This is a genomic window from Chryseobacterium sp. HMWF035 (genome assembly GCF_003094695.1).
Lineage (GTDB): Bacteria > Bacteroidota > Bacteroidia > Flavobacteriales > Weeksellaceae > Chryseobacterium > Chryseobacterium gambrini.
In genome coordinates, this window is sequence record NZ_QEHP01000098.1 from 71,574 (window position 1) to 87,905 (window position 16,332).

The following is a 16,332-nucleotide window of genomic DNA, read 5'->3' on the forward strand; positions in this document are numbered from 1 at the left end:
AATTTTCTTACAGACATTTTGACGGTATATTATTCTTAAATTCTCAAAAGGGTGAAATTTTAAAGCTGATTTTTCATTTCAATATTTTTATTTAAATGTTAAAAAATGTCGCATTAGGAGATGTAAAATGTTAAATAATTCATAATTCATTTGCTCAGAAATACCCTGAATGTTCTGCCTGAAAATGATTTTAGGTATTAGGCTTTATTGTTTAAATTATTGATATTCAGTTATTTAATTGTGTATATCAAATGTATATACATATTATTTATGAACTGATTGTTAACATTTTTAAATTAGGCAGAGACGATTCATCATTAGATGCTGCGTCAGTTTATCATAAACCTGAATAGAAATTATATACCATAATGAAAAGAATATTATTTTTTTTAGTCTGTATCGGCGCTCATCTTTCCCATGCCCAATCCCAGAAAGTTGAGGTGGCAAATAACACGGACGGACAAAAATTAGAAGTGAACGGAAAACCTTTCATTGTAAACGGGATGAACTGGGATTACTATCCTGTCGGAACCAATTATAATTATTCCCTTTGGAAACAGTCTGATGATTTCATCAAAAAAGCTTTGGACGATGAAATGGGACTTCTGAAAAATATGGGCGTAAATACCGTTAGAATCTACACAGGAATTCCGGCAAAGTGGATTACTTACATCTACGAAAATTATGGAATTTACACCATGCTCAACCATTCTTTCGGAAGATACGGTCTTACCGTAAATGGCTCATGGGTCGTAAACACAGATTACGCAAACCCTGCAACCAGAGAACTTTTACTGAAAGAAGCAAGAGAACTGGCAGAACAGTATAAAAACACACCGGGACTTTTGCTGTACCTTTTAGGAAATGAAAACAATTATGGCTTATTCTGGGAAGGCGCAGAAACGGAAGATATTCCTATGAAGGACAGAAAATCTACCCAAAAAGCAATCCCGATGTATCAGCTCTTCAATCAGGCAGCTTTAGAAATAAAATCTTTAGATCAGAACCATCCGGTTGCTTTATGTAACGGAGACACCCTGTTTTTAGACATTATTGCCCAGGAATGTAAAGATGTAGATATTTTTGGAACCAATGTATACCGTGGCGTTTCTTTTGGCGATCTCTTCCTGAAAGTAAAAACAGAATACGGAAAACCGGTTCTCTTCACCGAATTTGGAGCAGACTCCTTTAACGAACTTTCTCAAAAAGAAGATCAGGATGCACAGTCTTATTATCTGCTCGGAAACTGGCAGGAAATCTATGAAAATGCAGCCGGCTTGGGAAAAGCGGGAAATGCACTGGGAGGATTCACATTCCAGTTTAGCGACGGTTGGTGGAAATACAAACAGACCGAAGATCTGGAGGTACACAATACCAATGCATCGTGGAGCAACGGAGGGTACATCAGAGATTTCCGGAAAGGCGAAAATAACATGAACGAAGAATGGTTCGGAATCTGCGCCAAAGGAAAAACAGATGCTACAGGACACTATCAGTTATATCCGAGAAGCGCATATTACACCCTGAAGCAGGTTCATCAGTACAATCCTTACGAGAGCACTCAGATGAAATCTTCCGGCGTGGTTAAAAACTATTTTAATGACATCAATATTACCGATGCAAATCTGAGAGCAAGAGGCGATAAAGCCGCTCTGAAAGGAGAAAGCAGTGATATGATCAGAATCAGCAATCTGAGAGCAGATTTTTCAACCTTCAACACCGGAGGAAGTCTTATCACCACACCAAAAGAAAAAACAGATGCCTATACATCCTATCCGAACAGACAGGGGTTTGATCATATGCAATCCTATTACGTGGGAATAGAAGGAAATCCCACTGCCAATATGAGAGCCAATGTTAACTTTAATATTCTGGGAAATGTGGCAGAAAATCCTATCGACCAGATATTTTACGAAAACAGAGGAAGAGCAATTCAGGTAATGAATGCAGACGGAACCACAACCACAATGAGAGATCTCAACAGAATTCAGGTCTACAACGCAAGTTATACATGGAATCAGAAATACTTTGATCTTCACGGGTTTTACAGAACAGGGCATTACCATTGGGGATACGAAGGCGATCTTTTCGGACTCTATCCTGAAGCCAATTACGGTCCTAATATGGACATCTACAACGGAGAAGCCCCTTTCGGTTTTGAATTCACAGGAAAAAAAGAAATCAATGGGCTGAAAGTCGCTTTCGGACCGGAACTTTGGTGGGGAGCCAACCCTGCATTGTTGGTAAAATACTCAAGAAAAGCAGGGAAATTCGATCTTACAGGAATCTATCATGAAGATCTGGACCAGAGAGGAGATACACAAAGTTCATTTGCCATTCCGCAGCCTAAAACCAGAAGAGTAACATTAGCAGTTCAGAGAAAATTCGGAAACTTCGGAATTGATCTGGGAGGAATCTGGGGCGGACAGCCGCTTAACGGAAGAACATTCCAGTTATACAGAGACGGAAACATTTATCAGGATCAGATCAGCGGCAAAGACAATTGGGGTGGAAAAGCCAAATTTACCTACGCAGGCGGAAAATTCAACTGGTACGCTCAGGGAGCCATGATGGGTCTGGTTGCTAATGGAGGAGCAGATTACACACAGACCTTTACCGGATGGAGATTAAAAGACAGCGGAAGCGGAAACCAGTATAACGTCCTTTCAGGATTTACCTACAACATCGGGAATTTCCAGATTGCGCCTAATTTCCTTTGGCAAAAGCCGATCGAAGGACCGGTTCCAATGGACGCACCTGCACCGGGAAGACCAAGAAATATACTGCAGGATCCTTTTGTGGTAAGAGCAAACCGCGAGCAGACCGCAGGAGAAATCCTTTTCACGTATGATCCTACTCCGGCTACATGGATGTACGCGTGGGACAGCGATAAAACAGAAGATGCACCATTTGCATTCAGTACAGGATTTGTATACAGGCATTTGCCGACAACACAGGATGCTGCAATAGGAATTTTACCGGACGGAAGAACCACTTTCGCATTTCCGGGAGCTGCACCGGCAGCCAATCTTTGGGAAGCCAATGCAAGAATTGTTTCTAAAGTAAGCTCCGATTTCGGAGTGATAGCCAATATTTATGGCGGAACGGCACAGGCAAATGGAAGCGATACCAGAAAAATCGAAAGATTCGGATTAGAGCTGAGAACCATTTACAAAAAATTAAAATTTGTTACCGCATTCAAACTGAACGATTGGGGACCTTACGATTACCACAGAGATTATAACCTTACTTTCCCGATGCAGCTCATGGGAGATCTCTCCCTTGAAATAGGAAAACCCGAATGGTGGATCCTTCCGGGAACAAGAATCGGAGTTCGCGGTACCTACAGAACTTTAGATCAGTATTCTCCGAGATATGCACCTACTTATACCATAAACGGTGCCGGAAACTGGGTTCCTGATCCTACCGCAATCGGATTCCCGAACGGAAACGAATGGGAAATAAGAACGTATATTCAAATCAATATCGGTAAATAACTTGTACAAAAATGAAAAATATATTCAGACATACATTCACCAAAGTATTATTAAGTGCTTCACTTTTAATGGCTTTTGGCTGTCAGAGAGACATCAGCGAGCTTGAAACGGCAGAATATCCTAAAAATCCGGAAGTTTTTATGGATGCCTTCAGTTCAGGGTTAAATTATTCCGCCTTCGGAGGATCCGATGTAAAAGCATTTGATGTAGACACACAGGTAAAATATTCAGGAACCACTTCCATGAAATTTGCCGTTCCGGATTACGGAAGTCCCGAAGGAGCTTACGCAGGAGGATCTTTTTACACCTCTGTAGGAAGAGATCTTTCAGATTACAATGCATTAACATTCTGGATCAAAGCGACTCAGGCAGCGAATATAGATATCATCGGTTTTGGAAACGATCTTGGTGAAAACAAATATCAGGTTTCCCTTTCTGCGCTTCCGGTAAATACCAACTGGAAAAAAGTAATCATCCCGATTCCTGATCCTTCAAAATTAAAAATGGAAAAAGGAATGTTTTTCTATTCCGAAGGTCCCGAAAACAACAAAGGATATACCTTTTGGGTAGATGAGGTGAAATTTGAAAAACTCGGAACCATTTCCTATCAGTCCGCATCTATCCTGAACGGAAGCAACAAAACAATTACCTCTTTTGTAGGCGTTAATAATAAAATAGACGGACTTACTGCTTCTTACAGTATGCCCAACGGAGCAACACAGGCAGTGAACCTTACTCCGTATTATTTCAACTTTAAAACTTCCAATGCAGCGGTAGCTTCGGTAGACCAGCTTGGAAATGTAAGTACAGTAGGATCCGGTTCTTCTGTTATTACCGCAACTTTAGGAAGCAATACGGCAACAGGAAGCCTTACCATTAATTCTTCAGGAAATTTTGTTCATGCACCTGTACCGACACAGACAGCAAATAATGTCATCTCTATTTTCAGCGATAAATACACCAATGTTCCGGTGGATTATTACAACGGATACTGGGCTCCTTATCAAACGACACAATCAGCAGATTTTACGGTAAATAATGACCATGTGCTTAACTATACCAACTTTAATTTTGTGGGAATCCAGATGACTTCACCTACTGTAAATGCATCATCCATGTCACATTTACGCATGGATATGTACTTACCGAATGCTGTAGCTGCAGGATCATCTTTTACCATAAAAGTAGCAGACTTCGGAGCAGATGGAGTATATGGAGGAACTGATGATAAAACAGGGCAGTACACCGTAAATACCGCTTCATTACAAAGTCAGAGCTGGATCAGTCTGAATATTCCCATTACAGCAATTACAGGGTTAACAACGAAAGCGCATATCGGTCAGATAATTTTTGAAGGAGCCAATATTTCTAATTTTTATGCAGATAATATTTACTTCTACAACGACGGAAGCATAATTCCTGCAACGCCTACTGCGGCTGCACCTGTACCAACTCATGCTGCGGCAAGCGTTCTTTCGGTTTTCAGTGATGCTTATACAAACGTTGCGGGTACAGATTTTAATCCGAACTGGGGACAGTCTACACAGGTTTCCCAAACTCCGATAGCAGGAAACAATACCCTGAAATATGCAGGACTAAACTATCAGGGAACTCAGTTTGCAAGTCCGCTTAACGCTTCATCCTACGGATTCATTCATATAGATTATTATACCGCTAATTCTACAAATTTAAAATTCTATTTAATCAGTCCCGGTCCTGTAGAAACGCCGTATACTTTATCTGTACCTTCGGGAATAGGGATCAATACCAATGGCTGGAAAAGTGTAGACATTCCGCTGTCTTCCTTCTCACCGGTTGTACTCAGCAACATCATTCAATTCAAAGTAGACGGAAACGGAGATATTTTCTTTGATAATATTTATTTCCATAACTAAAATTTTAAAAGAACAATTATGAAATATTTACCTAAAAATAAAATTTTAAAACTTCTGGCTGTTCCTGCATTTTTGTTTTCGATGAGTTCATGCGATCAGGAATCGGTACAAACGCTTCCCGACAGAAACTTTGAGATGGTCTGGAGTGACGAATTCAACGGTACCGCAGGAAGCCTTCCGGATAATAAAAAATGGACATTCGATTTAGGAACCGGAGATAACGGATGGGGAAATCAGGAATTGCAGTCGTATACCAATTCTACCAATAATGTTTCTTTAGACGGAAATGGAAATTTAGTAATCACCGCAAGAAAAAACGGAAACGCTTTCACTTCGGCAAGAGTAAAAACACAGGGACTTTTTTCTCATGCTTACGGAAAAATAGAAGCAAGAATCAAAACACCTTATGGTCCCGGAATCTGGCCTGCTTTCTGGATGTTGGGCGATAATATAAATACCGTTTCATGGCCTCAGTGTGGCGAAATAGACATTATGGAACTGAAAGGACATATCCCGAATGTCGTATACGGAACCCTTCACGGTCCCGGATATTCAGGAGGAAATGCAAAAACAAAAGCCTATGGATTACAAAATGCCAGATTCGATCAGGACTTCCATGTCTTTGGAGTAGAATGGCAGGAAAACCAGATAGACTTTTTTGTAGACGGATACCTTTATCATCGCGTAAAATCTTCGGATGTTTCAGGAGAGTGGGTGTATAATCATCCTTTTTTCCTGATTCTTAACGTGGCAGTCGGAGGAAACTTTGTAGGATTTCCAACGGACGGAACCTCTTTCCCTCAAAGTATGTACATCGATTATGTAAGAGTTTACAAAGCAAAATAAAATTTTAAACCTTTCAAACCTTACAGGCTTTCAAAACCTGTAAGGTTTCCCGAAAACAAGACTCTCAAAACATTTCAACGAAGGAAATTTTTCCTTCGGAAGGGCTTTACAAACCAATTTTAAAAAATAATTCATCAAAATTACATTAATGCAATCCACGATTTCCCATATCGAATCCTCTTTAGAAACTGTAAAAATCAACCACGAAGTTTTTTTTAAAATCTCCGATGCAGAATCGTTGCGTCCGTTTTTTATGACCATCGTCAGCGACTCCAATCATTGGATGTTCGTGTCCAGCAATGGCGGACTTTCCGCAGGTAGAAAAAATTCTGAATTTGCCCTTTTTCCGTATTACACCGATGATAAAATCACCGAATCGGCAGAAATTACCGGAAGCAAAACGATGGTTCAGGTTCGTAAAAACGGAGAAATAATCATTTGGGAATCTTTTTCCGTTCGCAATGAAGCGCAATTTCGCACCACGAGAAATGTCTATAAAAACGAATTCGGGAACAAGATTATTTTTGAAGAAATCAACCACGATTTGGCACTCGCTTTTTCCTACGAATGGAACAATAGTAGCGAATTTGGGTTCATCAAAAAATCAACCATCAAAAATTTAGCTTCCGAAAATCAAAACGTTACTGTTTTAGACGGATTGCAAAACATTTTACCCTACGGAATCGGAAGCGATTTGCAAAACCGTGTCAGCAATTTGGGTGATGCCTACAAACGCACCGAACTCGACGCAACATCCGGACTCGGAATTTTCGCATTAAGTGCTATTATCGTGGATAAAGCAGAACCAAGTGAAGCCTTGAAAGCAAACACCGTTTTCTCCATCGGAACAGAAAATCCAACGTATTTGCTGTCTTCACTTCAGTTGAGAAATTTCAGAAAAGGTGAAAAAATAACACAGGAAAATGACATTAAAGGCGAAAAAGGAGCCTATTTTATTCAGCAGGAATTAGAATTAAACACAAATGATGAGAAAGAATGGTGGTTTATCGCCAATGTTAATCAGTCTCAATCCAATGTAATCGGTTGGATAGAACGCATTAAAAACGAAAAAAATCTTGCCGAAAACATCCAAAAAGATATTGATTTAGGCACTAAAAATCTCAAAAAACTAGTCGCTTCTGCCGATGGATTGCAGTTTACGAACGACGATCTGCGAGACAGCCGTCATTTTTCCAACACGTTGTTCAACATAATGCGTGGCGGAATTTTTGATGACAATTACACCATCGAAAAGTGGGATTTTTCCAAATATTTAGAAAAAGCGAATCAAAAAATATTCAATCATTCAAAAGAAATTTTAAATAATCTTCCAGAAAAATTTAGTCTTTTTGAATTAAATGAATCGTTAAAAAATACAGAAGATGCCAATTTAATAAGATTGGCTAAAGAATATTTACCGCTCAAATTTTCCCGTCGTCACGGAGATCCTTCTCGTCCGTGGAACAAATTTTCCATCAACACCAGAAGTGAAATCGATGGTTCTAAAATCCTCGATTACGAAGGAAACTGGAGAGACATTTTCCAAAATTGGGAAGCTTTGGCGCATTCCTATCCGTATTTTATCGAGGGAATGATTTTCAAATTCCTGAATGCCACAACTTTTGACGGGTACAATCCGTATCGGGTAACCAAAGACGGTTTCGATTGGGAAACCATTGAAGCCGACGATCCTTGGAGCTATATTGGTTATTGGGGCGATCATCAGATTATTTATCTGTTGAAGTTTTTAGAATTTGCCGAAAATTATTTCCCAAATTCTTTAGAAACACTTTTAGACAAAGAATATTTCGTGTATGCAAATGTTCCGTACAAAATAAAATCCTACACCGAAATCCTGAAAAATCCGAAAGATACCATTGATTTTGATTTCGATTTGGATTCAACAATTCACGAAAGAAGAAAAGAAATCGGCGCAGACGGTGCTTTGCTCTGTGACGAAAACGGAGGCGTTTTAAAGGTGAATTTCACCGAAAAAATATTGGCAACCGTTCTCGCTAAATTATCCAATTTCATTTTAGAAGGCGGCATCTGGATGAACACGCAGCGTCCGGAATGGAACGATGCCAACAACGCTTTGGTTGGAAACGGTGTTTCGATGGTCACGCTGTATTATCTGCGAAGAATGATGGAATTTTTCCAGGCTGTTTTTGAAAATTCGGCTTTGGAAAACGTACAAATTTCCAGCGAACTGGTCGATTTTTACAAAAAAATACGAGAAGGTTTTCAGGAAAATCTTCATTTGTTGGAAGGAAATATCAGCAACGAAGACCGCAAAAAAATCCTCGATGTATTCGGAGAAGCCGCTTCGGAATACCGAAATCACGTGTATCAGAAAGGGTTTTGGGGTAAAAAACGAACCGTTTCTTTGGAAGGTTTACAACGATTTACCAACCTTTCGTTGCAGTTTTTGGAACATTCCATCAAAGCCAACGAAAGAAAAGACGGTTTGTATCACGCCTATAATTTGATGACTTCTAACGAAAAATCGGTGGCGGTTTCGTATCTCAGCGAAATGCTGGAAGGACAGGTTGCCGTGTTGAGTTCCCAATTTCTGACTTCCGAAGAAGCCTTAAAAGTTTTGGACGCATTGAAAAATTCGGCTTTGTTCCGCCCAGATCAATACAGCTATTTGTTGTATCCTAACAAGCAATTGAAAGGCTTTTTAGAAAGAAACAGCATTCCGGAAAATTTGGTTCAGCAATCAGTATTGCTTCAAAAATTGGTTTCCGAAAAAAACACGCAGATCATCGAAAAAGATGTGCTAGGAAATTATCATTTTAATGGAAATTTCAAAAATGCAGGCGATTTAGAATCAGCTTTAGATGATTTAAAGGTTGAAAATCAGGAAAAAGCCTTGATTTTTGGAATTTTTGAAGAAGTTTTTAACCATAAAGAATTTACCGGAAGAAGCGGAACGTTCTACGGTTACGAAGGTTTAGGCTCAATTTATTGGCATATGGTTTCCAAATTATTGTTAGCCGTAATGGAAGTTTGCCAAAAAGCCATCAATGAAAATGCTTCACCAGAAACGATGGGAAGATTACTGGAACATTTCTACGAAATCAACGAAGGAATCGGCGTTCACAAATCTCCCGAATTGTACGGCGCATTTCCAACCGATGCCTATTCGCACACTCCATTTGGAAAAGGCGCACAGCAACCGGGAATGACGGGACAGGTAAAAGAAGATTTACTAAGCCGTTTCGGAGAATTGGGAATCGTAGTAAAAGACGGACAATTGCAGTTTAAACCCGATTTACTAAGAAAAGAAGAGTTCTTAACCGAAGAAAAAACCATCGAATATTTTGATGTGAAATCCAATGCTTCATCACTGAAATTACCCGAAAATTCCTTGTTTTTTACCAAGTGTGAAGTTCCTGTGATCTATGAAATTTCGGAAACCGAAAGCGTAGAAATTTTTAATGAACAATGCGAAGCAAAAATAGATAACAGTTTAACCATCAATCAAGAAGACTCCGCAAACATCTTCAAAAGAAACGGAAAAATCTCTTTGATTAAAGTGAAAATTAGAAAAGAACAATTGAAATAACGAAAAAAATAATTATTGTCTGATAAAAAAATGTAATTAACAGGTCGCTCCTACGGAGCTTTTTACCGAAGAATACAAATTTCCTATTAACAGTAAGTCCCGATGGGACTTAATACAGCTCCTTTAGGAGCGTACTGTTAATAGAAAATGGAAGCGTGAATGCAAAGCTCCGTAGGAGCGGCCTGTTAATCTATCTCATAAACATTTAAATGGTCGAGGTGAAGATTCTTTTTATCGGGCAACAATGAAAAAATTTCAATGATTAATGAAATTATTCCGTGTAATACCAATTCTTATTTTGACCTATTTAATGTCATGTAACAGTATGCAAAACACAATCAAACATAAAAACGCAGCCGAAATTTTGGGAAATCCCAATTATTTAGCAATGTCTTACGGCGGTTACAGAACCAATTCCAGAAGAGTGCAGCCTACCGTTTCGCAGTTGAAAGAAGATATGAAAATTCTTTCGGCGATGGGTGTGAAAATCATCAGAACGTATAATGTACATCTTCCGGAAGCCGTAAATGTGCTGAAAGCGATTAAAGAATTGCGTCAGGAAAATCCTGAATTTGAAATGTACGTGATGCTCGGAGCGTGGATCGACTGTAAAAATGCGTGGACAGGTTTTGAACCGAATCACAACGAAGAAAGCGAAAGAAACGCCTCTGAAATTGCACACGCGGTAGAATTGGCGAACGAATATCCGGAAATCATCAAAGTCATTGCCGTAGGAAACGAAGCGATGGTAAAATGGGCAACGGCGTATTACGTGCAGCCTTCCGTGATTTTGAAATGGGTGAATCATTTACAGGATTTAAAGAAAAAAGGAGAATTGCCGAAAGATTTATGGATTACCAGTTCCGACAATTTTGCAAGTTGGGGCGGTGGTGATAAAGAATATCACACGAAAGACCTCAATGAGTTAATCAAAGCAGTCGATTATATTTCGATGCACACCTATCCGATGCACGACACCCATTACAACCCGTTTTTTTGGGGGATTTCAGAAGATGAATTTCAGTTTTCCAAAGAAAAACAATTGGATTTGGCGATGAATCGCTCTGTGAATTATGCAAAATCGCAGTACAATTCTGTAAAAAAATATATGCAAAGTTTGGGCGTAGAAAAACCCGTTCACATTGGCGAAACCGGTTGGGCAACATTTTCCAATGAGTTGTACGGAAGCAATGATTCTAAAGCAGTTGACGAATACAAAGCCGGAATTTTCTATCACAAAATGAGGGATTGGACAAATGAAGCGGGAATTTCTTGTTTCTATTTTGAAGCGTTTGATGAACCTTGGAAAGATGCCGGAAATTCAGGCGGTTCGGAAAATCATTTCGGATTGTTTACCGTAGATGGAAATGCAAAATATGCGGTTTGGAATTTGGTGGATGAAGGCGCTTTTAAAAAACTAAAACGGGACGGAAACACCATTCAGAAAACCTTTAACGGAAATCTGAAACGATTGTTGGACAGTGTGGAAATGCCACCACATAGGGAATTTGAAAAACAATTGTTGGAAACGAAATGATGATTTTTCAGATGATTCAAAAAGGTAATGCTATCGCAGATTTAGCTAATTGGGCAAATTTATTTAAACTTTTTTAATCTGCGAAATCTGTACAATCAGCGAGATAAAAAAACATTTGGAAAAAAAATCCAAAAATATGAAAACAAAAATCCTACATATCGCCTTAATAACCAGTTTGATAATGAGTTGTCAATCTCAAAAATCGTGGAAGACAGACATCTACGAAACCTCGGCAAGCGGAAATCAATTAACCAAAATTGATGCGGTAAAGCCTGTTGAAAATTCAGTTAAAATTAAACTCAATCCCGAACAGAAATTCCAAAAAATTACGGGATTTGGCGGTGCTTTTACCGAAAGTTCTGCGTATTTGCTCAACAAATTAAGCAAGGCAAACCGGGAAAAAGTATTGCAAATGTATTTTGGGGAAGATGGAGCCAATTATTCTTTAACCAGAACCACGATTGCTTCCTGCGATTTTTCTCTGAAACATTACACCTACGCTCCGGTTGCAGACGATAAAGAACTGAAACATTTTTCGGTACAGGAAGATATGAACGATTTGGTTCCGATGATTAAAGAAGCGCAGAAAATTTCAAAAAACGGGTTTAAAATACTGGCTTCACCGTGGACTTCACCACCTTGGATGAAAGATAACAATGCGTGGATCAACGGAAAACTATTGCCACAATATAACGAAACGTTTGCACTCTATTTTTCAAAATATTTAACCGAATATAAAAAACTGGGCATTCCGATCTGGGGAATTACCGTAATCAACGAACCCCATGGAAACGGCGGAAACTGGGAAAGTATTTTGTTTACCCCAAAAGAAATGACCGATTTCGTGGAAAATTTCTTAGGTCCGAAATTAGAAAAAGACGGCTACGGAAACGTAAAAATTTTCGGCTACGACCAAAACCGTTCTGAACTTAAAAACTGGGTAGACGAAATGTACCGCTCCGAAAAATCTTCCAAATATTTCGCAGGAACAGCCATTCATTGGTACGACAGCACCTATAAAATTTTTGAAGACGAGCTGCAATACGCGCATCAGAAAAATCCGTCAAAACACTTAATTCAAACCGAAGCCTGCATAGACGGCGATATTCCGAAATGGAAAGATGATTCGTGGTACTGGAGCGCAGAAGCAACAGATTGGGGATTTGACTGGGCGAAAGAAGAAGAAAAATATCTGCATCCGAAATACGTTCCGGTTTTCCGTTACGCAGGAGACATCATCGGTTGCTTGAACAATCAGGTTGATGGCTGGATCGATTGGAATATGGTTTTGGATAAAAACGGCGGTCCGAACTGGTTTAAAAACTGGTGTGGCGCTCCGATTTTGGTAGATCCTGAAAAAGACGAAGTGTATGTAACGCCTTTATACTACACGATGGCGCATTTCAGCAAATTTATTCGTCCCGAAGCGGTAAGAATTGGATTTGAAAATCCCGATTCCGATTTAAAAATTACAGCCGCTAAAAATCCTGACGGTTCGGTTGCCGTAGTGGTTTTCAATCCATCGGAACAGGCAAAAAATATCGAAATTTCCTTAGAAAATCAAAAAATTCCGGTTCGCATCAGTGCAAAAGCATTGCAAACGGTTCATTTAACTTTTTAATTAAAAAAACACACAAGAAAAATGGCAGATCAAATCAAAAAATCAGCGAATAAAGTTCCAATCGGTCAAAAGGTCGCTTTTGGGTTGGGAATGTTGGCGAACCAGATGTTTCCTGCAATGATCGGTATTTTCACCGTTGTATTGGTAGAGAAACTCGGCTTTAGCGGATTTTTGTTAGGCTTAACCTACTTTATTCCCAAGTTTTATGATGCTTTGTTTGATTTGATTATGGGATATGTAAGCGATAATACCAAATCGAAATGGGGAAGAAGAAGACAGTATGTTTTAGCAGGAGCTATTATTTTAGGGATTTCGTTTGCTTTGATGTGGCAGTTGTATGCTGAAAATGGCGTTACGTACAATTTTTGGTACTTTTTGGTGGTTTCACTTATTTTTTATTCAGGATTAACCATCTTCAGTATTCCTTATGTAGCAATGGGTTACGAAATGAGCGACGATTTCCATGAGCGTACCAATATTATGGCGACTTCTCAGCTCATTGGTCAATTAGCTTGGGTGGTTGCACCTTGGTTTTGGGTAATCATGGCAGATCAGTCCTTATTTCCATCCAGTGATGTTGCGGTGAGAACTTTGGCGGTTTATGTTGCTATTGGTTGTGCCATTTTAGCGGCAATTCCGGCATTTTTTATTCCAAGCAAATCGACACTCCACGAAAACTATAGCCCGATTGATTTGAAAGGAATTTTAGGAAGTTTCGGCGAAATAAAAGAAGGATTGAAAGCTTCGGTAGAAATTAAACCGTTCAGAAAAATATGTATTGCTACTTTTTTAATATTTAATGCATTTCAGACTACAGCCGGATTTTCCTACTTCATCATCAAATATTATTTGTTCAAAGGAAATGAAGAGGGATTTGGATTATGGCCCACTTTATTCGGGAGTGTAGGCGCAATTATTACAACCGTTGCAGTCATTCCTATCGTGGCAAGAATGTCGAAACTAATGGGGAAGAAGAAAGCATTTTTGGTTTCTCAGGGCATTTCAATCGTCGGTTATATTTTACTGTATTTACTTTTCGTTCCGGGCAAACCGTATCTGTTTTTGTTTGCGTTGCCGTTTTTCTCCTTCGGAATCGGGAGTTTGTTTACCTTAATGATGTCCATGACTTCTGATGTGATCGATATTGATGAACTCAACACAGGAAAAAGAAGAGAAGGGAGTTTAGGCGCTATTTATTGGTGGATGGTAAAATTCGGAACCGCTGTTGCGGGATTATTAAGTGGGATGATTCTTTCTCTGGTCGCTTTTCAATCCAATGCCGCTACACAAACCGATGAAACGATGTTTTGGTTAAGAATTTTCTTTGTTGGAATTCCGATTCTTGGAACTTTGACTGCCATTTGGACCATGAAAAATTATGATGTAGATGAAGCCAAAGCCAGAGAAGTAAGAGATTTGTTAGAAAAAAGAAAAGCCCCAAAACCTTCAGGATACGGTGCAAATAATGTTTTAGAAGGAATGAACCTTGCCGGACTTTCCAGAGCGCAATTGCAACAGAAATTCCCGCAATATTATTTCCCGACGGTCGATGACACCCATATTGAAAGTATAAAAACCGAATTTTCAACGGTTTTCAAAGCAGGAATGAGCGGAATTTGTTTCAGCGTCTTTACCGAAAAACAATTTCCGGGAGACTTCATCACCGAAGAACAGATCAGAAAACGCCTCGAAGTATTAAAACCTCATACGCAATGGATCAGAGTATTTTCTTCCACCCACGGACACGAAAATATCCCGAAAATCGCCAAAGAAATGGGCTTCAAAATATTAATGGGAGCCTGGATTGGCAAAGATGAAACCGAAAACCAACAGGAAATTCAGTCTTTAATTCAATTGATCAAAGAAGGAAATGTCGATATCGCCGCCGTTGGAAATGAAGTGCTTTTCCGTGGCGACCAAAACGAAGAAACTTTACTCGGTTACATTGAACAAGTTAAAAATCAAACGCTGAATGTTCCTGTAACGTATATTGATGTGTATTACGAAATCATCAATCACCCGAAATTAATTTCTGCAAGTGATATAATTTTAATCAATTGTTATCCTTTCTGGGAAGGCGCATCCATAGAACACGCCGGAATGTATTTGCAGGAAATGTATCATCAAACCCAAAAAATCGCGGGCGGAAAAGAAATCATCATTGCAGAAACCGGTTGGCCGAGTAAAGGTGAAGCGGTACAACATGCAGAACCATCTCCCGAACATCTGATGAGATACTACATCGAAGCTCAGAAATGGGCATCAAAAGAGCAAATCAACCTGTTTTATTTCTCTTCTTTCGACGAATCGTGGAAAATCCATTACGAAGGTTGGGCAGGAACTTCGTGGGGATTGTGGGATGCCAATGAAAAATTCAAATTTTGAAAATAGACACGAGACTAAAAGACAAGAGATATTAGACTAAATCATCACTTATCATTCATCACAACAATAATCTTTAGAATATGTCATACAGAGCAGAGCTGTATTTATCCTTACCCAAGCAAAATCAGGATAATTACATCAAAGGAAAAACCGAAACCGAAAAAAAAGATTTGTTCAGAGAAATTCTGTACAACGGCGTTCACGGCTTTTGTTTCAGTTTATATGAAGACGGACAAAAACCCGGCGACATCATTTCCGAAGAACAGGTTCGCCGAAGAATGGAAATCCTGAAGCCGCACACTTCGTGGGTTCGCTCGTTTTCCTGCACCGAAGGCAACGAACACATCCCGAAAATTGCCAAAGAATTTGGAATGAAAACCTTGGTCGGAGCGTGGCTCGGAAACGATCCCGAAATCAACGAAAGAGAAGTGGAAGGATTGATAAAACTTGCAAAAGAAGGTTTTGTAGACATTGCAGCAGTCGGAAACGAAGTGATGTACAGAAAAGATTTGTCAGAAGACGAGTTATTGGATTTCATTAATCACGTAAAAAAAGAAATCCCCGAAATTCCGGTAGGTTACGTAGATGCCTATTACGAATTCACCATAAAACCAAGAATTACCGATGCTTGCGATGTTATTTTGGCAAACTGTTATCCGTTTTGGGAAAGCTGTCCCGCCGAAAATTCGCTCAATTATATGAAGCAGATGTATGAGCAGGCAAAACAGGCAGCCAATGGAAAACCAGTCATCATCTCCGAAACCGGTTGGCCAAGCAAAGGAGAAGAACTAAAAGGCGCTTTTCCATCAGAAAAAAATGCACTGGATTATTTCATCAACACCCAATTGTGGTGTATGGATGAGGAAATCGACTGTTTTTATTTTTCCTCTTTTGATGAATCCTGGAAAGTCGGTCCCGAAGGTGAAGTCGGCGCACATTGGGGAATCTGGGACAAATATGAAAAGTTGAAGTATTAAGGA

The 16,332-nt window shown here is 39.4% G+C and carries 8 protein-coding genes; all 8 read left to right on the forward strand.

What is annotated here, in order from left to right; all coding sequences use genetic code 11:
• Positions 1 to 368: 368 nt before the first annotated feature.
• The 8 genes from DD829_RS15060 to DD829_RS15095 all read left to right on the forward strand — a co-directional run bounded on the left by DD829_RS15060 (position 369) and on the right by DD829_RS15095 (position 16,329).
• Complete coding sequence (locus DD829_RS15060) at positions 369 to 3,497, forward strand: glycoside hydrolase family 2 TIM barrel-domain containing protein (RefSeq protein ID WP_108409644.1); 3,129 nt, start codon at positions 369 to 371, stop codon at positions 3,495 to 3,497.
• An 11-nt stretch (positions 3,498 to 3,508) separates the two neighbouring features.
• Complete coding sequence (locus DD829_RS15065; RefSeq protein ID WP_108409645.1) at positions 3,509 to 5,392, forward strand: carbohydrate binding domain-containing protein; 1,884 nt, start codon at positions 3,509 to 3,511, stop codon at positions 5,390 to 5,392.
• Between the two features lie 18 nt (positions 5,393 to 5,410).
• Positions 5,411 to 6,238, forward strand: a complete 828-nt coding sequence (locus DD829_RS15070; protein WP_087708836.1) for a family 16 glycosylhydrolase — start codon at positions 5,411 to 5,413, stop codon at positions 6,236 to 6,238.
• Between the two features lie 148 nt (positions 6,239 to 6,386).
• A complete protein-coding gene (locus DD829_RS15075) occupies positions 6,387 to 9,809 on the forward strand; it encodes a hypothetical protein (protein WP_108409646.1) in 3,423 nt (1,140 codons plus the stop codon).
• A 325-nt stretch (positions 9,810 to 10,134) separates the two neighbouring features.
• Entirely contained in the window at positions 10,135 to 11,346 is a 1,212-nt protein-coding gene (locus DD829_RS15080) for a glycosyl hydrolase family 17 protein (RefSeq protein WP_228408214.1), read from the forward strand.
• A 136-nt stretch (positions 11,347 to 11,482) separates the two neighbouring features.
• A complete protein-coding gene (locus DD829_RS15085; protein ID WP_108409648.1) occupies positions 11,483 to 12,967 on the forward strand; it encodes a glycoside hydrolase family 30 protein in 1,485 nt (494 codons plus the stop codon).
• Positions 12,968 to 12,988: 21 nt separating this feature from the next.
• On the forward strand, positions 12,989 to 15,352 hold the full coding sequence (locus DD829_RS15090; RefSeq protein WP_108409649.1) for an MFS transporter: 2,364 nt from the start codon (positions 12,989 to 12,991) through the stop codon (positions 15,350 to 15,352).
• A gap of 80 nt (positions 15,353 to 15,432) precedes the next feature.
• Entirely contained in the window at positions 15,433 to 16,329 is an 897-nt protein-coding gene (locus tag DD829_RS15095; RefSeq protein WP_108409650.1) for a glycosyl hydrolase family 17 protein, read from the forward strand.
• Positions 16,330 to 16,332 lie beyond the last annotated feature (3 nt).

Bases quoted from the DNA above. Each gene is read 5' to 3' on its own strand.
- DD829_RS15060 (WP_108409644.1), top strand. From the start codon at position 369: ATGAAAAGAATATTATTTTTTTTAGTCTGTATCGGCGCTCATCTTTCC.
- DD829_RS15065 (WP_108409645.1), top strand. From the start codon at position 3,509: ATGAAAAATATATTCAGACATACATTCACCAAAGTATTATTAAGTGCT.
- DD829_RS15070 (WP_087708836.1), top strand. From the start codon at position 5,411: ATGAAATATTTACCTAAAAATAAAATTTTAAAACTTCTGGCTGTTCCT.
- DD829_RS15075 (WP_108409646.1), top strand. From the start codon at position 6,387: ATGCAATCCACGATTTCCCATATCGAATCCTCTTTAGAAACTGTAAAA.
- DD829_RS15080 (WP_228408214.1), top strand. From the start codon at position 10,135: ATGCAAAACACAATCAAACATAAAAACGCAGCCGAAATTTTGGGAAAT.
- DD829_RS15085 (WP_108409648.1), top strand. From the start codon at position 11,483: ATGAAAACAAAAATCCTACATATCGCCTTAATAACCAGTTTGATAATG.
- DD829_RS15090 (WP_108409649.1), top strand. From the start codon at position 12,989: ATGGCAGATCAAATCAAAAAATCAGCGAATAAAGTTCCAATCGGTCAA.
- DD829_RS15095 (WP_108409650.1), top strand. From the start codon at position 15,433: ATGTCATACAGAGCAGAGCTGTATTTATCCTTACCCAAGCAAAATCAG.